General features: G+C 35.2%; 18 protein-coding genes and 1 tRNA gene. 12 read left to right on the forward strand and 7 right to left on the reverse strand.

From position 1 onward, the window contains the following. Positions 1-25: 25 nt before the first annotated feature. From RM706_RS06825 to RM706_RS06840, 4 genes are read right to left on the reverse strand one after another with little or no spacing between them, the layout of a single operon-like run. Positions 26-730, reverse strand: coding sequence for a TIGR04283 family arsenosugar biosynthesis glycosyltransferase (locus RM706_RS06825; RefSeq protein ID WP_311350281.1), 705 nt, complete (start codon positions 728-730; stop codon positions 26-28). A 46-nt stretch (positions 731-776) separates the two neighbouring features. Next, positions 777-1,592 carry a purine-nucleoside phosphorylase gene (locus RM706_RS06830; RefSeq protein WP_311350282.1) on the reverse strand — a complete coding sequence of 272 codons (816 nt, stop codon included), beginning with the start codon at positions 1,590-1,592 and terminating at the stop codon, positions 777-779. Beyond that, on the reverse strand, positions 1,589-2,212 hold the full coding sequence (locus RM706_RS06835; RefSeq protein ID WP_311350283.1) for a TIGR04282 family arsenosugar biosynthesis glycosyltransferase: 624 nt from the start codon (positions 2,210-2,212) through the stop codon (positions 1,589-1,591). The genes RM706_RS06830 and RM706_RS06835 overlap by 4 nt, the downstream gene beginning before the upstream one ends. Further along, positions 2,193-2,720: a rhodanese-like domain-containing protein gene (locus tag RM706_RS06840; RefSeq protein WP_311350284.1), complete on the reverse strand. Its 528-nt coding sequence runs from the start codon at positions 2,718-2,720 to the stop codon at positions 2,193-2,195. Before RM706_RS06840 ends, RM706_RS06835 begins: the two co-directional genes overlap by 20 nt. 550 nt (positions 2,721-3,270) lie before the next feature. On the opposite strand from RM706_RS06840, the gene RM706_RS06845 reads away from it, so the two are divergent. From RM706_RS06845 to RM706_RS06890, 10 genes are all read left to right on the forward strand, one after another. Continuing rightward, complete coding sequence (locus RM706_RS06845; protein ID WP_311350285.1) at positions 3,271-4,263, forward strand: pyruvate kinase; 993 nt, start codon at positions 3,271-3,273, stop codon at positions 4,261-4,263. Beyond that, a complete protein-coding gene (locus tag RM706_RS06850; RefSeq protein ID WP_311350465.1) occupies positions 4,254-5,090 on the forward strand; it encodes a pyruvate kinase in 837 nt (278 codons plus the stop codon). Before RM706_RS06845 ends, RM706_RS06850 begins: the two co-directional genes overlap by 10 nt. A 105-nt stretch (positions 5,091-5,195) precedes the next feature. Further along, a tRNA-Phe gene (locus RM706_RS06855) sits at positions 5,196-5,268 on the forward strand. 181 nt (positions 5,269-5,449) lie between these two features. Then, positions 5,450-6,178 carry a type III pantothenate kinase gene (locus RM706_RS06860; RefSeq protein ID WP_311350286.1) on the forward strand — a complete coding sequence of 243 codons (729 nt, stop codon included), beginning with the start codon at positions 5,450-5,452 and terminating at the stop codon, positions 6,176-6,178. Further along, positions 6,179-7,441: a BamG family beta-barrel-assembly machinery protein gene (gene bamG / locus RM706_RS06865; protein WP_311350287.1), complete on the forward strand. Its 1,263-nt coding sequence runs from the start codon at positions 6,179-6,181 to the stop codon at positions 7,439-7,441. A gap of 99 nt (positions 7,442-7,540) precedes the next feature. Beyond that, positions 7,541-8,914 (forward strand): tetratricopeptide repeat protein, encoded by a 1,374-nt coding sequence (locus RM706_RS06870; protein ID WP_311350288.1) that lies wholly within the window; start codon positions 7,541-7,543, stop codon positions 8,912-8,914. Between the two features lie 2 nt (positions 8,915-8,916). Then, entirely contained in the window at positions 8,917-9,516 is a 600-nt protein-coding gene (gene lptC, locus RM706_RS06875; protein WP_311350289.1) for an LPS export ABC transporter periplasmic protein LptC, read from the forward strand. A gap of 1 nt (position 9,517) precedes the next feature. Further along, positions 9,518-9,721 carry a hypothetical protein gene (locus RM706_RS06880; protein WP_311350290.1) on the forward strand — a complete coding sequence of 68 codons (204 nt, stop codon included), beginning with the start codon at positions 9,518-9,520 and terminating at the stop codon, positions 9,719-9,721. A gap of 2 nt (positions 9,722-9,723) precedes the next feature. Then, complete coding sequence (locus tag RM706_RS06885) at positions 9,724-11,013, forward strand: hemolysin family protein (RefSeq protein WP_311350291.1); 1,290 nt, start codon at positions 9,724-9,726, stop codon at positions 11,011-11,013. 108 nt (positions 11,014-11,121) lie between these two features. Next, positions 11,122-13,242, forward strand: a complete 2,121-nt coding sequence (locus RM706_RS06890; protein WP_311350292.1) for a peptidylprolyl isomerase — start codon at positions 11,122-11,124, stop codon at positions 13,240-13,242. A 33-nt stretch (positions 13,243-13,275) separates the two neighbouring features. Here RM706_RS06890 and RM706_RS06895 read toward each other — a convergent pair whose 3' ends face one another. Together RM706_RS06895 and RM706_RS06900 are read right to left on the reverse strand one after the other, a co-directional pair. Further along, on the reverse strand, positions 13,276-14,184 hold the full coding sequence (locus RM706_RS06895; protein ID WP_311350293.1) for a GYDIA family GHMP kinase: 909 nt from the start codon (positions 14,182-14,184) through the stop codon (positions 13,276-13,278). Then, entirely contained in the window at positions 14,184-15,500 is a 1,317-nt protein-coding gene (locus RM706_RS06900; protein WP_311350294.1) for a hydroxymethylglutaryl-CoA reductase, degradative, read from the reverse strand. The genes RM706_RS06895 and RM706_RS06900 overlap by 1 nt, the downstream gene beginning before the upstream one ends. A gap of 131 nt (positions 15,501-15,631) precedes the next feature. Here RM706_RS06900 and RM706_RS06905 point away from each other — a divergent pair, with 131 nt between their 5' ends. Then, positions 15,632-17,791 carry a S9 family peptidase gene (locus RM706_RS06905; protein ID WP_311350295.1) on the forward strand — a complete coding sequence of 720 codons (2,160 nt, stop codon included), beginning with the start codon at positions 15,632-15,634 and terminating at the stop codon, positions 17,789-17,791. A 16-nt stretch (positions 17,792-17,807) separates the two neighbouring features. Beyond that, entirely contained in the window at positions 17,808-19,340 is a 1,533-nt protein-coding gene (locus tag RM706_RS06910; RefSeq protein ID WP_311350296.1) for a peptide MFS transporter, read from the forward strand. 3 nt (positions 19,341-19,343) lie between these two features. Here RM706_RS06910 and RM706_RS06915 read toward each other — a convergent pair whose 3' ends face one another. Beyond that, positions 19,344-21,359, reverse strand: a complete 2,016-nt coding sequence (locus RM706_RS06915; protein ID WP_311350297.1) for a ComEC/Rec2 family competence protein — start codon at positions 21,357-21,359, stop codon at positions 19,344-19,346. Between the last annotated feature and the right edge of the window lie 2 nt (positions 21,360-21,361).

The raw sequence follows: 21,361 nt of genomic DNA on the forward strand, positions 1-21,361 counted from the left end.
TAGCCGAAAACCTAATCAAATCATATCAGATCAAATGCTTTGAGTAATATTGATAAAGGTCTTTTGGACCGGCACCATAGTAATTCTTTAAGTGGATTATACCAAAATGGTATTGAACACTCAACCATCCTTTTTCACGATATTTTCTAGCCGAGGTTATTACCTTTTGAGGTAGTACTATAAAATTTGTTGCCTTATAAACCCTTCTAATAAATTCACTGTCTTCATAAATCAAATAATTCTCATTAAACCCTTTTTGTTTTTCAAAAAGTGATTTTGAGATAAAGAGTGATTGATCACCACCCCTGCAGAGTGTATGATTTACTCGAGATAAATATGCAAAACTCCTTAGAATAATATTTTTAGTATCAAATCGCATACGAAAACAACCAGTTTCATGGCCATTAGAATATGCATTTAAAATGATTTTATCAAAACCTTTTGGGGGAATAGTATCAGCATGTAAAAAGTATAGGATTGTTCCCCTAGCATAGTTAGCTCCGACGTTCATCTGCGCTGCTCTACCTCTTTTTGAGGATAATACCTTTGCATTGAACTTTTTCGCAATTTTTACTGTCGAATCGGTACTGCCACCATCAACTACCAGTATTTGCTGTATATTCTCTTTTGAAGTGTTATTACCTATGTATTCAAGTAAACTTCCAATAATACCACCTTCGTTTAATACTGGAATAACAATACTTATTTTAGTAGAGACTGTATGAGACATTAAAACTTTAATTGACCTAGAAGTAGTGGTAACAAGGCTTCAAAACTTACAAAGTCTTAATTAGTTCTTTAAAGAGCTTTATCATTTTGGGTTCCGTTTTACCGGCAATTTCAATAATTTCTTGAATATTAACGGGTTCAAGATTATCAGGGTCGCATTCATCGGTCAATACTGAGACTGCAACAATCGGCAACCTTAAATGATTGGCAACAATAACTTCTGGAACGGTACTCATACCTACGGCGTCTGCCCCTAATGTTTTTAACATTCGATATTCTGCTTTTGTTTCTAGTTGTGGACCTACGACTGAGGCATAAACACCTTTTTGAAGCGAAATCTTTTCTCTTTTAGCAATTGCGATTATTTTGTTGCGCATATAGGTATCGTATGGCTCGCTCATATCAACAAAACGGTCACCGAACTCAGCTACATTTTTAAATGCTAATGGAGAGCCACCCTGCAGGTTAATATGATCTTCTATAAGCATGATATCGCCCTTTTTGAAATCAAGATTTATTGCCCCAGCTGCATTTGAAATAAATAATTTTTGAATACCAAGTTCGCTCATAACCCGTATCGGGTAGGTGACATCTAACAAGTCATAACCCTCATATAAATGAAAACGACCTTGCATTACAACCACCTTTTTATTTTCGATTGTTCCGAACAATAATTTACCGCTATGAAACTCAACTGTGGCTAATGGAAAATTAGGAATGTGATTATAGTGTGCGACTAGGCTATCTTCAATTTCATTAACCAATTGTCCTAATCCTGTTCCAAGCACAATACCTATTTCTGGAGTGTCGAACCCTTTGTTTTTTAAATAAGTAACAGATTCATCTAATTGTTTTTTCGTCATTTTTTTAAATTTTGTAAGAAGGGTTGAAAAACGATATTATCTTTTATGTCTTCATAAAAATCTACGTCGTTTCTTTCATCAACTAGATTAAAATCATCATTGGCTAAGTTTTTTAACGTATGTTTTAAGACGGTTCCGGTGCCCCAAACTTTATCAGAAAACAATTCTTCTTTGACATATTTCATGCCCAAAAGGTAATAGCCTCCATCCAAAGCCGGTCCGATTACAAAATCATGCTCATCTAATTTTGAAAAAGCGTTGGCCAAATCATCTTGAGATAGGTCATACATATCACTTCCAATAATAATAATTTTTTGGAAACCGTTTTTAAATCCATCGGCAAAAGCATTTTTCATACGTTCACCTAAATCAATTCCTTCTTGTAATTTTTTCGTGTACAATTTTGAATTCCAGATATCATCTTCCCATATGTCTTCAGAGTAGTAAACATATTTTTCAACGAAAAGGTTTTTGGTTATTTCTACGGTATGTCTCAGTAAAAATTTATAGATATCTAGAGCAGCCTTATCGCCAATAGTAGCTGCTAAACGTGTTTTACATTTTCCTAGCTCGGGATTTCTAGTAAAAATAAGTAGAAGGTCAGTTGCGTTGTTTTTCAAGTTCTTTTGATTTGGAGGTATATATTTTGTCACCATTGGTCAGCAATTTGCCCCAATGTTTACTAAATGCATGCACTTTTTCTGTTTCGTTGTTCTCGTTATTGTATACAACATTTCCTTGGTTGATCCATTCAAAAATGCCTCCATATAGATTTTTCACATTGGTATAGCCTGCATCTAATAACTTTTCACCAATGTTTTCTGAGCGTACTCCAATGGAGCAATACACAACTATGTCAGCATTTTTATTGGGGTAGTATTTAAGTACAGAATCTAGTTCAAAATTTTTATGCCCCACCCAAAAGGCATCTTTTAGGTGACTAACGTTATATTCTTCTTTTTTTCGAGTATCTAATAAAATGGGATTTTCGGTTTCTTTTAATTCATTGAGATATATGTATTTGACAGAATTATTATTGAACTTTCTAAGGGTTTTTTCTATGGTAGATTGTGCAAAAGAAAAATTAAGAAAACAAACTGTAAAGAAGGCTGCCAACAGAAAACGCATGAATCAAAATTAAAATGTAAAGATACAATTTTAAAGAAGCTAGATTAGCTTAATTACATTAGACCATTCTTTAATTGAGATGTTTATTTATAAGAGTTTGTATGTGACGACTACCCGTTTATTTTCATCAGAAGTGTACATAAAATGCTTAATTGAAAACCTAAGAGGTAAGATAATTTGAGTAAAGGAGTTCGATATGAATCCTTTTAAAGTCAATTAAGTAGTCTAATTAAAGTATATGTAAAGATTGGATATCAATAACAAGATTGATAACCCAAGAACAAGGTACCAACAAAAATACCCAAGTTTTTCTCCAATAGTGTTCATGCTCGTTGTGGTTGAAATTGATGATTAAAACTATCAAAAATCAGTACTGAAAAATTCATTTTTTTATAACTGGTAGTAAAAAACGTATAAATGGTATTTTCTAAAAATAGCTACTCGATAAAGAAATTGATTTCAGCCAATTAAGGTTATGAAACCTGATGAAAATCAGGTTTTTCGTTTTTGAATAATATGATCTTTGAGCAAAATATAGATACTGTTGCATATGCTCAACCTGCAGATAGATAAGCTTATTCTTATTATTGAGAGACTTCTTGGTAGTATGTCCGAAAAAGAGGAAAGCTATAAAGAGACCTTAAAAGAAGTGCACCCAAGTAACTTTAAGAGCGTAACAAACTTAATACACTATAGAACTTTAAGAGATTTTGATTTGAGAGGTCTTCAAGAGGCTCTAAAGACCTTAGGACTGACTCGTCTCGCAAATGCCGAAAGTCATATATTATTTAGCCTATTAAATACAAAATCGTTACTTCAAATTATCGCTGGTAAAAATGGGAATGTAATTTCAAAAAGCGCAGTTTCTATTGCAGAGGCAGAAAATTTAATGATCAAAAATAATGACGCACTTTTCGGAAGTTGTAACAAAAGACGACGCGTGCGTGTGATGGTCACCCAGCCAGCTCAATCCGCCCATGATTATAAATCGGTATATGATATGGTAAAAAATGGGATGGATTGCGCGCGGATTAATTGTGCACATGACAGTCCTGAAATTTGGGAAGCCATTATATCCAATGTTAAGCGCGCCGCTCAGGAACTTCATAAAGAAGTGAAAATAGCGATGGATTTGGCAGGACCGAAAATTAGAACAGGTCAAATACCCCCAGGGCCTCCTTTGAAAAAATTCAAACCTAAAAAAGATGTTTTTGGACAAGTATGGCAACCTATTGAAATTGCCTTGGTTTCTAGATTAGATGAAGAAAAATGGCCAAATGGTATCTTGGTTAACCAAGAATGGTTAAAACAATTGCGAGTAAATGATATTATTCATTTCAAAGATACTCGAGCTAAAAAAAGAAAGCTCAAAGTAGTCCGTAGAGAAAATGATGCCTTTATTACGAATTGTTTTAAAACGGCATATATCAAATCGGGGACTGTTTTAAAGCCTGAACGGATTGGGCTTACTTCAGAAATCGTCTTAGAACTGCCAAATACAGAGCAATATGTTTTACTAAAAAAAATGATACAATCACTTTAGTTAAAGATAAAGCACTAGGAATCTTACCACAATTTAATGAGCAGGGAAAGTTGGTTAAAGAAGCGATATTGTCTTGTCAATTGCCAGAGGTCTTTAAAAATGTAAAGCAAGGAGAACCTATCTTCTTTGATGATGGTAAGATTGAGGGCATTATCTGTGGGGTTGGCGCAAACCAATTTCAAGTTAAGATTATTAACGCAAAAGAGAGTGGATCTAAATTAAAAGCTGAAAAAGGGATTAACTTACCAACCATAGATTTAGGAATTAGCGGTTTGACCTTAAAAGATAAAGTTGATTTATCTTTTGTAGCTCATCATGCTGATATTATTAACTTTTCTTTTGTTAATTCTGCGGAAGATGTTGAAGAGTTGTATACAGAACTTAAAGCACTTGGCGTGTTGCAAAAATTGAGTGTTGTGCTAAAAATTGAAACCCGCATTGCTTTTGAGAATTTATTACCCATTTTATTAAGTGCCATGAAAGTCAATACCATTGGTGTAATGATTGCCAGGGGAGATTTAGCAATAGAAACAGGATGGCAGCATATAGGCGCTGTTCAAGATGAGATTCTGTCAACCTGCAGTGCAGCTCATGTACCTGTGATATGGGCCACACAGGTATTAGAGAATTTAGCTAAGAGCGGGCTGCCCTCAAGATCTGAGATGACAGATGTTTCCTCATCTTTAAAAGCAGAATGCGTTATGCTCAATAAAGGACCTTATGTTAACGAGGCTATTAGATTGTTAGATAAAATTCTGATCAGTAGTGAAAATCATCGCCAGAAAAAGGAAAGAATGTTACCTCAGATGAAAAAAGTAGAGCGCTAGTATTCTTTAAAATAAAGACTTTGGTAGGAGGATAATACCTTTTTTAAGTTTTTTATTGGTTAATCTTAAATTTGAAATTATATTTGCAGCCGCTTTAATGAGCATGGTGCCTTAGCTCAGTTGGTAGAGCAATGGACTGAAAATCCATGTGTCCCTGGTTCGATTCCTGGAGGCACCACTTCAAACCTCGCAATTTGCGAGGTTTTTTGTTTATACACGCTTCTTAGCTAATTTTCTAGTGCGAGTTACTAATGATAATCATAAGCATATGGTAGTTATTGCCAAAACTTTGTATTTGATTTAATTGTAATTGGTTTATCGCAGCATAACAAACCCAGGTTTGTTTGTATTTTTGCATTATGAATCTTGTGATTGATATTGGTAATACGAGGGTCAAATATGCCGTTTTCGATAAATATGAAATAGTAGTTGACCAGCACTCTGAATCTGCCCTTTTTCTAAGTATGGTTAAAGAGCTTTTTGAAGTATATCCAAAAATTGACCATGCTATTATAGCTTCGGTAAGTGATTTTCCTAAAAAAGAATATGAAGTATTAACGCTTTTTTGCAAAGTTCATATGCTATCACATAAGTCTAAAGTTCCTTTTAAGAATAGCTACATAAATCCACAAACACTTGGTATTGACCGTATTGCTCTAGCAACCGCTGCTTTTTATAAAAATCCTAAAGGGAACACACTGGTTATTGATATGGGTACTTGCATAACCTATGAGATGATAAACGACTATGGAGAATATCTTGGAGGGGCCATCTCTCCAGGGCTTAAAATGCGTTTTAAAGCAATGAGTGCACAGACAGCGAAGCTACCGTTGCTTGATGCCAAGGACTTTTTAGATTTTATTGGCAATTCTACAGAAAAAGCAATGCAAAGTGGTGTGATCAATGGTATTTGTCAAGAATTGGATGGGGTTATAAATCAATATAAAGACCGCTTTCAACTTTTAACAGTTATTTTAACAGGCGGTGACGCTCAATTTTTTGCCAAACGGTTAAAAAATTCCATATTTGCGAATTCTAAATTTCTGTTGGAGGGGTTAAATTACCTGCTGGAATACAATAAAAACTAGATGGTCAAGAATTTTCTGATTGGATGCATAAGCCTTTTCTCTTTTGGTACTTATGCTCAAAATGGCACTATTTCTCCTTACTCATATTTTGGTATTGGCGATTTTAGAAATGGTGGTACAGTAGAAAATCAGATGATGGGCGGGCTAAGAATGTATGCTGATAGTATACATCTTAACCTTAAAAACCCAAGTGCATATTCTCAATTAAGGTTAACAACATATACTGCAGGTATTTCACATCGTGAATTTAGGCTTAAAGATGCTACAGAACAACAAAATGCATCAGTGACCAATTTAGATTATTTAGCTATTGGCTTCCCCATTGCTAAAAATGTAGGTATAGGGTTTGGACTTATGCCATATTCATCCGTTGGTTATAGTCTTAATCAACAAACTCTGAATACTGCTCAGGATACGGTCACCAATATTTTTAGCGGTGAGGGTGGGCTGAACCGAGCTTATTTGTCCATAGGTTTTGAACCAATAAAAAATCTTAGTCTTGGAGCTACAATTAACTATAATTTTGGCACTTTAGATTATCAAAGAATTCAAAGTGTAGAAAATGTTCAATTTGGCACTTTAGACAATAGGGAATCAAAAATTAATGGTTTTGATTTTAACTATGCTTTAAATTATACTCCCACTTTTAAAGACAAGTATACCTTGTATTCGCACATTGGAATTAATACCCAAGTAAATCTGGTTTCTAAAAACAGTGAGCGGATAGGTTCTTTTTCATTAAATAGTGGAGAAATAGAGGTTTTTGATGTTGATTTAGATGCTCAAGGACTAAAAAACACTGAACTAAAAATACCGACAATGGCCACTATAGGTCTCGGTTTTGGTGAAAATAAAAAGTGGTTTGTAGGTGGTGAGTACAGTTTTCAACAATTCAGTGATTTTAGCAATGATTTTCTCGGACAAGAAAATGTGGTTTATGAAGATGCAAGCGTTATGGCGTTCGGAACTTATTTTATACCTGATTACCGCTCCCTGTCAGGGTATTTTAAGAGAATTACCTACCGGGCAGGATTACGTTATGAACAAACGGGTTTAGTTGTTAATAATAAGGAGATAAACAATCTTGGCATAACTTTTGGTTTTGGTTTACCGTTGGGTGCTAGTTTTTCTAATTTAAACCTAGGATTTGAATTGGGAAGAAGAGGTACTACCGATGCAGGACTAATAGAAGAAAGTTATTTTAAGATAAACGTTGGATTGTCATTAAATGACAAATGGTTTATTAAAAGAAAAATAAACTAAAGTTTTTTTTAAATATTTCATAAATAACCAAGGTCTAACCAACCTTCTGTAAGTTAGTTTTATAAAAATTTGTACATTAACCACTTTAAAATTAATAAGATGAAGAAGAAACTCTACTTAACGATGATAGCTGTCATTATGACGATGGGTTTAAGTATGGCCCAAGCTCAGAACCCTGAATGCATGACAAACCTCTCAATTTATGCAGAGCATGCGAAAGTTAAAAATTATGATGCAGCTTATGAGCCTTGGAAAATGGTTTTAGAGGCTTGTCCTGATATTAATAAGGCCAACTTTTCTTATGGCGAGAAAATTTTAAAGCACAAAATCAAGAATTCATCTGGAGCTGATAAAGACGGTTATATACAAGATTTGATGCAGCTATATGATGATAGTGGGAAATATTTTGCCGATAAATTCCCAATGGCCGCCAGAGAGATTGATAAAGGTTTGTTAATGTATGATAACAAGATGGCATCAAACGATGAGTTATATGGCATGTTGGGCAAGGCTTTTGAAGAAGACAAAAAGAATTTTAAGAATCCTAAGGCACTATATCTTTATTTTTCAAGTTTAGTTGATTTGCACAATGAAGGTAAAAAAGACCTTCAGGAAGTTTTTGATGTCTACGATGATGTAACTGAAAAAGTTGAAGAAGAGAATAAGAAGCTTACGGGAGTTCTTTCTAAGATTTTAGCAAAAGAAGACGCTGGCACTGCCCTAACGTCTAAAGAAAAAAGACAAAAAAGAGCGGCTACAGTGAATTCTGAGTCATATGGTAAAATTTCTGGTAGTATTGATTCCAAATTGGGTGCATTAGCTGATTGTGGTAATTTAATACCACTATATGAAAAAAGCTTTGAGGCTAAGAAGGCCGATGTTACTTGGGTAAAGAGAGCTGTAGGTAGAATGTTTAGCAAAGAATGTACTGACGATCCTTTGTTTAGTAAAATGGTGGAAGTACAAGCTGAACTTGACCCATCTGCTGACGTATATGTATATCTTGGAACACTTAAGTCTAAATCTGGGGATAGTAAAGGTGCTATTGCCGATTTTAACAAAGCGGTTGAATTGGAAGCGGATTCGTATAGAAAATCTAATATTCTTTATAAGATTGCGACTATTGTTAGGAAGAACAGTAAATCTCAAGCAAGAAACTATGCTCAAAAAGCAATTAATGCAAATTCATCAAATGGCAAAGCTTATTTGTTAATTGCCAATTTATATGCCGGTAGCGCTAACGCTTGTGGTAGTACACCTTTTGAAAAGAGGGCTATTTATTGGAAAGCGGCTGATATGGCACGTAAAGCCGGTCGAGTAGATCCTTCTTTAAAGTCGAGAGCAAATAAAACTGCAGCGAGTTATACGCAAAGAGCTCCTGATAAAACAATGATTTTTAACGCAGGTATGGCTGGTAAAACAGTGACCTTTAGTTGCTGGGTTGGCGGTAGTATTAAAGTTCCTAACTTATAAGATTGAAAACACCTATAAAATATTATAGTAAGAGATTTGCCACAGTATTTACTGTGGCAATCCTTTTTTTAGGCTGTGGTGACAATTATAAACGAGTGGGCGAAGAAGCTGCCACTAACATTTATCCACAAGGTGTAGCTAAAAATTTTGTGCTTACATACACAGAAGCTGTAAAAGAACTTTCGACTCAAGATTCTTCGGTTTCAAGAGTGGTGGCAATTTTAAAGAGCCCCATAAATAAAGATTTTGATAATCTAAGTTTTGGTTACAAAGAATTTCCAGAAGGCTTACAACTCGATTTTTTTAATGAGAAAGACCAAAAAAGTGTGATAGTAGCAGATTATGCCATTATATATTCAAAAACAAGTGTTATTGATTTGCAAGGCAATGTTGTTCTCACATCTCATGATGGTAAAAAGTTGGAAACACCACAATTATTTTACGATCGAGGAAACAAATGGATTTTTACAGAGGAAAAATTCACATATACTAACCCTGAAGATGGCACTGTAATGGATGGTGAGGGTATGGATTTTAATAGAGAATTTACTTTTTTTAATGCCCATAAAACATTTGGGTTAATGACAATTTCAGAAGAATAAAATGGTAAAGATTTTAAAGTATACGGAGTATTTGTATTTGGTTGTAGCCGTAGCCTCTATATATAAAATAATTACTTTATGGGCAGCAGCGCCAAAAGAGACTTATATTTTTATTTTTTTCGCTGTTGTATCACTTGCGATGTTCTTTTTTAGAAGAAAATATCGTAAACGTTTTGAAGAAAGGGCAAGGAAAAAGGATAATTAATTGTGGATTTTTCAGTACTCATAATTATATTATCACTGCTTTTTTCAGCATTTTTTTCAGGAATGGAAATCGCCTTTGTATCTGCGAATAGAATACATATTGAGCTTGAAAAAAAGCAAGATGGCTTTTTGGCAAAAGTATTGGCCTTGCTCACTAAAAAGCCATCAAAGTTCATAGCTACTATGCTCATAGGCAATAATATAGCTTTAGTGGTCTATGGTTTATTCATGGGTGATTTATTGATGGATAGGTTTGCGGGTTTATTGCCCACTAATTCAAGTTTTATCAATTTACTACTTACAGATTTCAGTCTTTTATCGCAAACCATAATCTCAACTATTATCATTTTGCTGACTGCAGAATTTTTGCCCAAAGTAATGTTTCAAATTTATTCAAACACGTTACTTAAAATCTTTGCAATACCCGCGTACTTTTTTTATGTTCTTTTTTCCACAGTTTCTTGGTTTATAATCAAGGTCTCTGACTTTATTTTAAGAACCTTTTTTAAAACAGAAGGTGATGAGGTGCAATTGGCGTTTACTAAAATCGAATTAGGAGACTATATCACAGAACAGATGGAAGCTGTTGAAGAAGAGGATCATATTGATTCAGAAATACAACTATTTCAAAATGCATTGGAGTTTTCAGAGGTCAAGGCTCGTGAGGTCATGGTACCTAGAACAGAAATTATTGCCGTTGAATTAGATGAAACTCCAAAAAACCTCACCAAACTTTTCACAGAAACAGGGCTATCTAAAATATTGATTTATAAAGAGACTATTGATGATATTATAGGGTATGTACATTCATATGAACTTTTTAAAAAGCCGAAGACCATAAAAAGTATTTTATTGCCGGTAGAGTTTGTGCCAGAGACCATGTTAGTGCATGAAATCTTGAATGTATTAACAAAACGAAGAAAAAGCATTGCGGTTGTTTTAGACGAATATGGTGGCACTTCAGGCATAATGACTGTAGAAGATATCGTTGAAGAGCTTTTTGGAGAGATTGAAGATGAACATGATTCCACCGATTTACACGAGGAACGGCTAAGCGAGAATGTATTTAAGTTTTCGGCTCGTTTAGAAGTTGATTATATTAACGAAAATTATAAACTAGAACTTCCTGATGGTGACGATTTTGAAACTTTGGGGGGCCTTATTATGAGTGAAACTGAAGAAATTCCTGAACAAGATGAAGAAATTAAAATTGATAATTTTTTATTTCACATATTGGAAGTTTCCAACAATAAAATCGATTTGGTAAGTGTACATCGTTTAAAAGATGAATAATCTCTTTAAAGTGATTATTTGAAAGGCTGTTAGCTGTCTTTTAGGCTTTCCTATTTGAAAAGAAAATGGTATTTTCGCGCACTGAAATTATAGATAACAAGGCATAAAATGGCAATTTTAGAGAATATAAGAAAACGAACAACAGTACTAATTTTAATAATTGGTATGGCATTGTTTGCTTTTGTGATTTCTGGTGTTTTCACAAACAATGATTTTGCGGGAGGTAAGGTAGGTTCGACACTAGCTGAGGTCAATGATGAACCCATATCCATGGAAGATTTTAATTCTAAGTTAGAACAGGCACAGCGACAGTATGGAACAAACCTTTCTTCGACGCAATTGGTCAACACAGTATATGATCAAGAGGTACGCAGAACTTTGTTAAATCAGCAGTTTGAAGATTTGGGAATAGACGTTGAAAGTGATCAAATAGTTGATTTCATAAAAAATACGGGTTACGCGCAAGACCCATCATTTCAAGATGAGAATGGTGTTTTTAATGTAGAGGTCTTTAAAACTGCAATTGCAGATTGGAAAGAAACCGATCCATTACGATATGACAATTGGTTGCAAATTGAAAAATCGATTATGCAATCTGCCAAAGAACAGTTGTATTTCAATTTAATAAAAGCAGGTGCTGGCGCTACTTTGGCCGAAGGTCAATTTGATTATAAACTGACCAATGATAAAGTAGATATTCAGTATGTGCGAGTTCCATATTCTAGTATTGCTGATAGCACAATACAGGTTTCTAAAGATGAAATAGCAGCCTTTATTAAAGATAATCCCGACGATTATAAACAAGAAAAAGCAAGAGATATTCGTTTTGTGTTTTTTGAGGAAAAAGCTTCTTTAGAAGATGAAAATGCCGTGGAAGGAGCTGTAGTCGGTCTCTTGAATGATACTGTTGAATATATTCAGGAAAGAAATGAAACAGACACCATTGCAGGATTCAGAAATACAAAAGATATAATGGCCTTCTTAGATAGAAATTCTGATACAAAGTTTGATACTATTTATAAGGCTCAAAAAGATTTACCTGCCGTAGCCGCTGATACTTTGATGAATTTAGGAAAGGGTGGTATTTATGGACCTTACCGAGATGGTGACTTTTTTAAGGTTTCAAAAGTGATGGATGTTAAACCAAATGGGAGTGCAAAGGCAAGTCACATTTTAGTGGTTTATGAAGGTGCTACTAGAGCAAATCCTGAAATAAAAAGAACGAAAGAAGAAGCCGAAGAAGAAGCAAACAAATTATTGGTTGAAGCCAAAAAAGATGGTGCTGATTTTACTGCATTGGCCCGTGATAATTCAGATGGACCTTCTGCACCAAGAGGTGGGGATTTGGGATATTTTCAAGAGGGAATTATGGCTGATGAATTCAATGATTTCTGTTTTGGAAATGAAGTTGGTTCTATTGGGCTAGTTGAAACTGAATTTGGTTTTCATATTATTAAAGTTGATGACAAGCAAGATATTCTGCAGGTGGCAACCCTATCTAGAGAGATAGAGCCTTCAGATGAAACCGTCAATTCATTGTTTACTGATGCAACCAAGTTTGAAATGGCAGCCATAGATGCCGCTGCCGAGTCTTTTGGAGATATTGCAAAAGAAAGTGAATATGCCCTACTGCCCGTAAATAAATTAAAGCAAATGGATGAGAATCTACCTGGTCTTGGCACACAACGTAATATCGTACAATGGGCATTTAATGATGATACTAAAGTAGGTGACATCAAGCGCTTCGATTTGACCAATGGTTACGCCGTTGTACAACTTACCAAAATGTACAAAGACGGCTTAATGGCAACAGAAGATGCCTCTACTACTGCATTGCCGAAAATTAGAAAAAAACGTAAGGCACAACAAATTATGGCCTCAAATCAAGGTAAAAGTATTGATGATTTTGCTAAGGATAATAATGTGACAATATCAAATGCATCCGCTTTGACCAGAAAGTCACCAACAATACCTGGTGCAGGCAGAGAACCAATGGTTGTTGGTAATGCATTCGCTTTTGAAGAAGGTCAAACTTCAAGCTTACTTGAAGGGGAAACAGGTGTATTTATGATTAAAGTGACAAAGAGAGATGATGCTATTACCTTACCTAATTTTAGCACCTTTAGTAATACTTTGACCACATCAAACCGTAGTGCGGTGAATACAGCTGTTTATAATGCATTGAAAGAGGGTGCTGAGATTGAGGATAACCGAGCTACTTTTTATTAGACCTTACAATTGACTTTTCCAGAGAATGGATTCTTATAAAGTCATATTTTTATAAGGAATCACAACTTCAAAACCCTTGAATTTAAAATATTCAGGGGTTTTTTCATTTCCGGTGGCAAGCACAAAATCGCCACCCCAACCACCAAGGCTTTTCACCACTCCAAAATAATCTGAAAACAAATTTTCTTGAACGGCTGTGATTCGAAGTACCTTTGAAAGCATAGATTCATGTTCCTGCAGCAGTATTTCAAACTCTGAAAGTGTTTTTACTTCAATTAAATTGTTTGTTAGTACGGAAATTGCGTTTACTAATTCTAATCGGTCAAAAGCCTGTTCGCGATAGTTGCGAATTGCTTCGCGGCTATTTTGCTTTTTATTGAGATAAACAAAATAGAGGTGTTCATCGAAAGAAGGGTTAAAATTGATTTCTTGAATGGTGGCTTTGCCATCATTTAATTGATAAACTATGGGTTTGTCATGTTTTGCACAGGCAAGGTCATATCCACTTCCACCAAAAGTTTGCTCGAGAAGAACATAAGGGTCTACTAAGGCCCAACTAGCTATGTTATTGATTAGAGTAGATGATGTTCCCAATCCCCAATTTTTTGGAAACGTTAAACTAGTTGTTATGGCTAGGCCAGATTCATACGTCAAAAACTCTCGATTTATCCGTCTTACCGCTAATAGGATATTTTGAAGGGTATTTGCTGTTTTTTGATCAGAGTATGAAATAAGATTTAATTCAGGCATTGAGAATTTGACCTCAAACCAACATCTTTGTTGATGTTCAAAACTTTTCCACTGTAAGTATCCGGAGTCATTTTCTTGAATCGTCAAACTTTGACCATATTTAGTAGGAATCGCTAAAGCTCGTGCTCCATCTAAAACAGCATATTCACCGGTAAGTAATAGTTTTCCATTGCTATAGAATTCTCTCCGCATTAGTGTGTCTGAATTTTTTCTAACGCCTCTTTAACAGATGCATTGGTCACAGCATTATCTTTAAAATGGGCAACCAATTGCTGCTTTTCCTGTTCAGTGGCACCCAATTGGTTAAGCATATTTAATAGGTGCATTTTCATATGGCCTTTTTGAATTCCTGTAGTCACTAAAGAGCGGAGTGCTGCAAAATTTTGGGCTAAGCCGGCTACAGCAACTATTTGCATGAGTTCTTCAGCGTTTGGCTTTTGAAGAATTTCGAGCGAAAGCTTTACTAAAGGGTGCAAAGAAGTAAGCCCACCAACCGTGCCTAAAGCCAAGGGAATTTCAATCCAGAATCGAAAAACACCATCTTTTATTTCGGCATGGGTCAGACTCGAATACTCCCCAGTTTTAGAAGCATAAGCATGAATACCAGCTTCAACGGCCCTAAAATCGTTTCCGGTAGCCAATACCACTGCATCTATACCATTCATGATACCTTTATTGTGAGTTACAGCACGATACGTTTCTGCTTTAGCAATATCTATTGCCTGTAACATTTTTTCGGCAAATTTCTGGCCACTAAGTTCATCTTCATCAAGTTCTTTGATTTTGCAACTTACCTCAGCTTTAACAATACAGTTTGGAACATAATTACTCAATATGCTCATTACAACTTCTAGCTGTTTCTCATCAGCCGAAAAATCAAAATACACATCTGCCTCTTTTTGAAGTGTTTTTGAAAATTGCTCTAAACAAGAATTGATGAAATTCGCCCCCATAGCATCTAAGGTTTCGAAGGTGCAATGAAGTTGATAATAATTGGCAAGCTTATCTGTTTTATCCCGGAGTTCAAGATCTTTTATGCCACCACCACGCTTTTTCATATTTTGGGTAATTGCCTTGGTATCTTCAAAAAAAGAAGCTTTGATAGTTTCAAAAAATTGAAGTAGTTTTTTCTTATTCCCTGTGTACATAAAATGTACTTGCCCTACTTTTTCAGTACCTAGAACGGTGGTTTTAAACCCTCCTTTATCCAACCAAAATTTTGCAGCTTTACTGGCTGCGGCAACTACGGAACTCTCTTCAATTGCCATGGGTATGGCATATAATGCATTGTTAATAAGAAAATTAGGAGCAATGGCAAAAGGCAAATAGTAGTTGGAGACTGTGTTTTCTATAAATTCATCATGTATCTTTTGAACTGAACTATTTGCATTCCAATAGCGTTTTAATAGTTGCTTTGTTTTTTCGGCATCAGTGGTGCAGTTTTCAGAAAGCCAATCAATCTTTTCTGCTTTGGTAAGTTTTGAAAACCCTTCGATAGGAGTATGCATAGCTTTTTCTTCTGAGTTCAAATATAGCAAATACCATATGCGGTCCGATTATTGTTTGGCAAATCGGCAACTAAAGTTTACTATTCGGTAAATTATTAGTAAACTTGATAGTTTTAAAAATTTCTATGGTAATGAGAAAACTTACTTTTCTTCTCCTTTTTTCCTTTCTATTCAGTTCCTTTTCTATAGCTCAAAAACAAAAAATCACCCTTGAAGAGATATGGGGAGGCGCTTTCATAACGAAGCGAATGGATGTGTTGCGCTCCATGAAAAACGGAACCCAGTATACGGTTTTAAATAGAAATCGAACTACCAATTCAAGTAGCATTGATAAATACAATTATAAGACTTTAGAAAAGGTAGAGACAATAGTTAGCTCTAATCAAGAAATCCCTCCTTTTACGTCATATGAATTTAGTGATGATGAATCAAAGCTTATTTTGGCCACTGAAGTTGAGCCAATATTCAGACGCTCACGTTTAGGCGTGTATTATGTTTATAATATTGAAAGTAAGAATCTTATAAAAATCTCAGAAAGAAAGATACAAGAGCCTGAATTGTCTTCCGATGGCTCTAAGTTGGCTTATGTTTTAGAGAATAATCTGTACGTATTAGATTTAGTTTCAAAAAACACCCAGCAAGTTACAGATGATGGAAGTTATGGAACCATTATAAATGGTATCACTGATTGGGTATACGAAGAAGAGTTTTCTTTTGTTCAAGCTTTTGAATGGAATAGTGATGGTAGCAAAATTGCTTTTTTGCGTTTTGATGAAACCAACGTTCCTCACTTTTCGATGGATGTTTATGGTACTAATCTCTACCCTTTTCAACATGAATTCAAATATCCAAAAGCGGGAGAGGAAAATGCAAAAGTCTCTTTGCATTTGTATGATGTAGTATCGCAAACCATAAGTGATGTTAATGTTGAAGGGGCGTATTACATTCCAAGGATCAAATGGATGAATAATCCTAATTTTTTGAGTATGCAGACTATGAATCGTCATCAAAACCATTTGATTTTGCATGAAGTGAATGCCCAAGACAATTCTGTTAAAACCCTTATTGAAGAAAAGGATGGCGCTTATGTTGACATTCATGATAACCTGACATTTCTCGAGGATGATAGTTTTATTTGGACTAGCGAAAAAGATGGCTTCAACCACCTTTATTTATATGACCAAGACGGTAATTTAATGAATCAGATTACAAAAGGCCCTTGGGAAGTGACCAACTACTATGGGTATGATCAAAATGAAGATCGTATTTATTATCAATCGGTCGAAAATGGTTCAATAAATCGAGATGTTTACAGCATAAGTTCAAGCGGTGGTGACAAAAAACACCTTTCCACAAAAGAGGGAACTAATAGCGCTGCATTTAGTGCTGATTACACCTATTTTATTAATACCTACAATAGCGCTTCAATACCTTCAGAATACACCTTGCACAAGGCATCAAATGGCAAAAAGGTAAAAGATATTAAAAATAATGCTGCACTTTTGACAAAACTAGCATCTTATGAGCTAGTGTCTAAAGAGTTTTCAACTATCAATATCAATGGAAATGATTTGAATATGTGGATGATGAAGCCAGCCGATTTTGATGAAACCAAGCAATACCCCTTGTTAATGTTCCAATATAGTGGTCCGGGATCTCAACAAGTTGCAAACCGTTGGATGGGCGCAAACGATTACTGGCACCAACTTTTGGTTTCAGAAGGCTATATCGTGGTCTGTGTAGATGGTCGTGGAACAGGCTTAAAAGGCAGTGATTTTAAAAAAGTTACCTATTTGAACTTGGTCAAGTATGAAACTGAAGATCAAATTGCCGCCGCTAAAAAACTCAGTGAGTTGCCCTATATAGATGAAGACCGAACCGGAATATGGGGTTGGAGCTTTGGAGGGCATATGAGCACCAATTGCATTTTAAAAGGTAATGATGTTTTTGAAACTGCAATTGCGGTTGCTCCAGTAACTAGCTGGAGATTTTATGACACTATTTATACGGAACGATTTATGCGTACTCCACAAGAAAATCCTGATGGGTATGATAATGAATCACCTTTTAACTATCCTGAGTTACTAAAAGGTAATTATTTGTTGGTGCATGGTTCGGGTGACGATAACGTGCATGTGCAGAATTCAATGCGAATGATAGAGGCGCTAATTCAAGAGAATAAAGCATTTGATTGGGCGGTATACCCCGATAAAAACCATGGTATTTACGGCGGAAATACAAGATTGCATCTGTACACTAAGATGACCAAGTTTATCAGAGAAAAACTATAACTAAACCAACTAAAATATGTCAGATACAGTAAAACCAGCTAGCGAAAAAGAAATTTTTGGACACCCACAAGGGTTGTTCTATTTGTTCTTTGCTGAATTATGGGAGCGATTTAGCTTTTATGGAATGCGTGCATTGTTGACCCTTTATATGGTCAATGTTATTTTCGAAGCACTTTCAACCCGTGATTATGCAGCAGCAGCGGTTTATGCCTCATACGGCTCTTTGGTATATGCCTCTACAGTAATTGGTGGTAAAATATCTGATTCTATTTTAGGGATGCGTTCCTCAATTTTTTTAGGGGGTATTTTGATGGCCTTAGGCCATTTTGTGCTTGCAATTGAAAGTAATACAGCATTTTTTCTGGCATTGGCATTTATTATAGTAGGTAATGGATTCTTTAAACCGAATATATCAACCTTTGTTGGTACACTATATAAAGATGGTGACCCTAGAAAAGACTCGGGCTTTACCATTTTTTATATGGGAATAAATATAGGTGGCTTTGTATCACCTTTGCTCTGCGGTTGGTTGGGTGAAACTTATGGTTGGCACTATGGGTTTGGATTGGCTGGAATAGGAATGTTAACAGGACTTTTATTCTTTTGGAGCGGAATTAAGAAAAATGTTTTTGGTGAAGGAGGAAGACCGCCAAGTATGGAAGTGTATGAAAGAAAAATAATGGGAATTCCGCAAAAACAATTGATTCCTATTTTAGCTTTTCTATCAGCTCCTTTGATAGCTTTTTTATTATACTCTTATAAATCTTTAGGGGCAGAAGGCAGCTTTTTCGAAGATCAAAATATAGTTAACGTTCTTTTTAAAGTTATAGGGATTGCCATTTTAGTTTACATGGGGAATATTATTATGAAATCTACCCCTGATGAGCGAAAAAAACTTATTATGGCACTTCTCATTACGTTTTTTATGACAATTTTTTGGGGTTTTCATGAGTTGCACGGTAGTGTAATAACCCTGTTTGCTGCACGTAATGTCAACTTATCCCTTATCAATGCAAGTCAGACAAATGCCTTGAACTCGATGTTCATTTTTATACTGGCCATACCTATATCTCTAGTTTGGACATATTTGGCCAAAAAGAAATTGAATCCGAGAACTCCATATAAGTTTGGTTTAGGTTTGATTTTGGCTGGGGTCAGCTTTTATATTGTTTCTCTTAGTGGAGGAGCGGCTGATGCAAATGGAATGGTGCCATTTTCATATTTACTTTGGTTATATTTCATACTGTCTGTTGGTGAATTGTTCATGTCCCCCGTAGGGCTTTCTAAAATCACCGATTTATCTCCGAAACGAATTGTAGCCTTTATGATGGGAGTTTGGTTCTTGTCCTCTGCTTATGCTTTTCAGATAGTAGGGTTTATTTCTAAACAATTGGCCATTGAAAGTACCGACAGTAACGTTGGGGGATTAGAGACCTTGGATGTATACTTAGATGGATTTCGACTAATTGCCATCTATGCTTTAGTTGCAGGCGCTGTAGTATTAGTTTTTGGACCATTAATGAAACGATTAATGGGTAACGTACACTAACTGTTATTCAATAGCAAAATAAAAGGCCCCCTTTTCACCAGTATAGTGAAAAGGGATTTCTTTTTTTAAACACGTTTCTTTCCAGCGATTTACAAAACTTTTATAATTACTCCCATCAACTAAAACTTGTTTTGGTCTTACGGAATCTATTAGCCTTTCTAAGTTTATTTTTGGAGATTGGGTAAGCAACAAATAATCCAGTCCCTTTAGATATGGAATAATTCCCGAACTGTCTATAACATATAATTGATTTTTGCCAATCGTATAGCTATTCTCTAATGAAGTTTTATTTACCGAATCAATTCGTCGTGCAACTTTATAATTTGCGGTTATGCGTTCTAAATGACTATTTTCTGAACCTATAATGTTCAAATGATCCCCTTTTTGATGTAAGAAAAAAGTATTCGCGGTTTGATGCCCTAAAATAAAATACTCCGTTTTATCAAGTTGCCATTGGTTATAAGTTAACCATACTTGAAAGAAAAGTACTCCTATCAAAAACATGCTAACTTTTCTAAAAGTTGGTTTAGAAAGTGAAAGAATAAAAAGTAGTATCAGTCCATATGTTAATACTAATTGAAATTGGTCAAAAGAAATATCACGCAAGACAAAATTTTCTTGTCGGGCAACCCAAGCTATTACAGAATTCATCTTGCCGATCAAAAAGTTATATGCATTTGCTACAATGTCTGGAAGCCGATCAAACCATGCTAATGTCAAAACTAAAATTCCAATCCCAAGAATAATTCCTAAAAAGGGAATGATAACCAAATTAGAAATAAAGAACAATGTTGGAAATTGATGAAAATAGAACAAACTAATTGGTAAGACCCCCATTTGAGCCGCACAGCTGACCGATAATAATTGCCATCCTTTTCGAAGAATCCAGTTTTTTGGATACCAAAACCGCTGTAACATGGGATAAATCCATGCGATGGCAAAAACTGCCGCATAACTCATTTGAAAGCCAACCTGAAACAAAACCATTGGCTTTATTAATAGAATGACGAACATAGAGAGTGCCAATATATTAAAGGTGTTGCTTGGGCGATTCAGATACATGGCATAGGCAATAAAGGAAAACATCATCACTGATCTAAAAATGGAAGGTGAAAGGCCAGCAATAAAAGCAAATGACCAAAGCAATAATACGATGGCAATAAGCTTAATGGTCTTTCCTTTTGGCAGTAATTCTAGGGGTTTTAATAAAAATTGCAGCAGTAGTAATAAAATGCCTATATGAAGACCTGAAACGGCTAAAATATGTACCGCTCCAGCATCTTTGTAACTGTCATAGGTGCGGGCTGATATATCATTTCGCTGTCCTAATAATAAGGCTTGGATTACGCCTAATTCATCAGCTCCGAATGGGGCTTCTTTTAGTTTTCTGATAAGTTGTTCTCGAAAATTAGCAGCAATTCCTATCAATGTTTTTGAAGAGTTTTTAGTTTTTGAATAAGAATCTACACCTATTTGTAAGCGATGGTAGACACCTTGCTTCTTTAAATAATCTTTATAATCAAATCCATATGGGTTCAGTGGTGGCTTTATAGCTAAAGCTTCAGAAATTAATAACAATTCTTGGTCAACATAGTGCGCTCTAATCTTATTGGAATCTTTTTGAATGTTTAAAAGTAATTTTCCTGAAACAGAAATAGAATCAGAAGTCTTTGCTTCAACGATATAATTGTTTGAATATGAATTGGGCTTTAAAACCTCACGAATTTTAACCTTCCAAACAGCAGGCTTAGATAATGTTAAGGTTGAATAATGGGAACTAGAATTTTTAGGGTTTGATAGGGCAACAATAAAAAAGCCCAAGCATATGGTCGTGAAATAGCTGATAGGGCCAAAATAAGGGAAGCCATCTCTAATGCTTTTTATATAAGCTATTAGTAAGGTGACCAATGAGCCTAATAAAACAAGACCGCAAGTTTTAAGGTGAGGTTCAAAATAAAAACCGATTAGAATGCTAATAATTATGCAAAGAGAGAGTTTAACGGATACAAAGTCGAACATTT

This window comes from Croceitalea rosinachiae, assembly GCF_031846445.1.
Taxonomy (GTDB): Bacteria; Bacteroidota; Bacteroidia; order Flavobacteriales; family Flavobacteriaceae; genus Croceitalea; species Croceitalea rosinachiae.

Bases quoted from the DNA above. Each gene is read 5' to 3' on its own strand.
- RM706_RS06905 (WP_311350295.1), top strand. From the start codon at position 15,632: ATGAGAAAACTTACTTTTCTTCTCCTTTTTTCCTTTCTATTCAGTTCC.
- RM706_RS06840 (WP_311350284.1), bottom strand. From the start codon at position 2,720: ATGCGTTTTCTGTTGGCAGCCTTCTTTACAGTTTGTTTTCTTAATTTT.
- bamG (WP_311350287.1), top strand. From the start codon at position 6,179: ATGGTCAAGAATTTTCTGATTGGATGCATAAGCCTTTTCTCTTTTGGT.
- RM706_RS06900 (WP_311350294.1), bottom strand. From the start codon at position 15,500: ATGCATACTCCTATCGAAGGGTTTTCAAAACTTACCAAAGCAGAAAAG.
- RM706_RS06915 (WP_311350297.1), bottom strand. From the start codon at position 21,359: ATGTTCGACTTTGTATCCGTTAAACTCTCTCTTTGCATAATTATTAGC.
- RM706_RS06895 (WP_311350293.1), bottom strand. From the start codon at position 14,184: ATGCGGAGAGAATTCTATAGCAATGGAAAACTATTACTTACCGGTGAA.
- RM706_RS06910 (WP_311350296.1), top strand. From the start codon at position 17,808: ATGTCAGATACAGTAAAACCAGCTAGCGAAAAAGAAATTTTTGGACAC.
- RM706_RS06870 (WP_311350288.1), top strand. From the start codon at position 7,541: ATGAAGAAGAAACTCTACTTAACGATGATAGCTGTCATTATGACGATG.
- RM706_RS06890 (WP_311350292.1), top strand. From the start codon at position 11,122: ATGGCAATTTTAGAGAATATAAGAAAACGAACAACAGTACTAATTTTA.
- RM706_RS06845 (WP_311350285.1), top strand. From the start codon at position 3,271: ATGCTCAACCTGCAGATAGATAAGCTTATTCTTATTATTGAGAGACTT.
- RM706_RS06880 (WP_311350290.1), top strand. From the start codon at position 9,518: ATGGTAAAGATTTTAAAGTATACGGAGTATTTGTATTTGGTTGTAGCC.
- RM706_RS06825 (WP_311350281.1), bottom strand. From the start codon at position 730: ATGTCTCATACAGTCTCTACTAAAATAAGTATTGTTATTCCAGTATTA.
- RM706_RS06830 (WP_311350282.1), bottom strand. From the start codon at position 1,592: ATGACGAAAAAACAATTAGATGAATCTGTTACTTATTTAAAAAACAAA.
- RM706_RS06860 (WP_311350286.1), top strand. From the start codon at position 5,450: ATGAATCTTGTGATTGATATTGGTAATACGAGGGTCAAATATGCCGTT.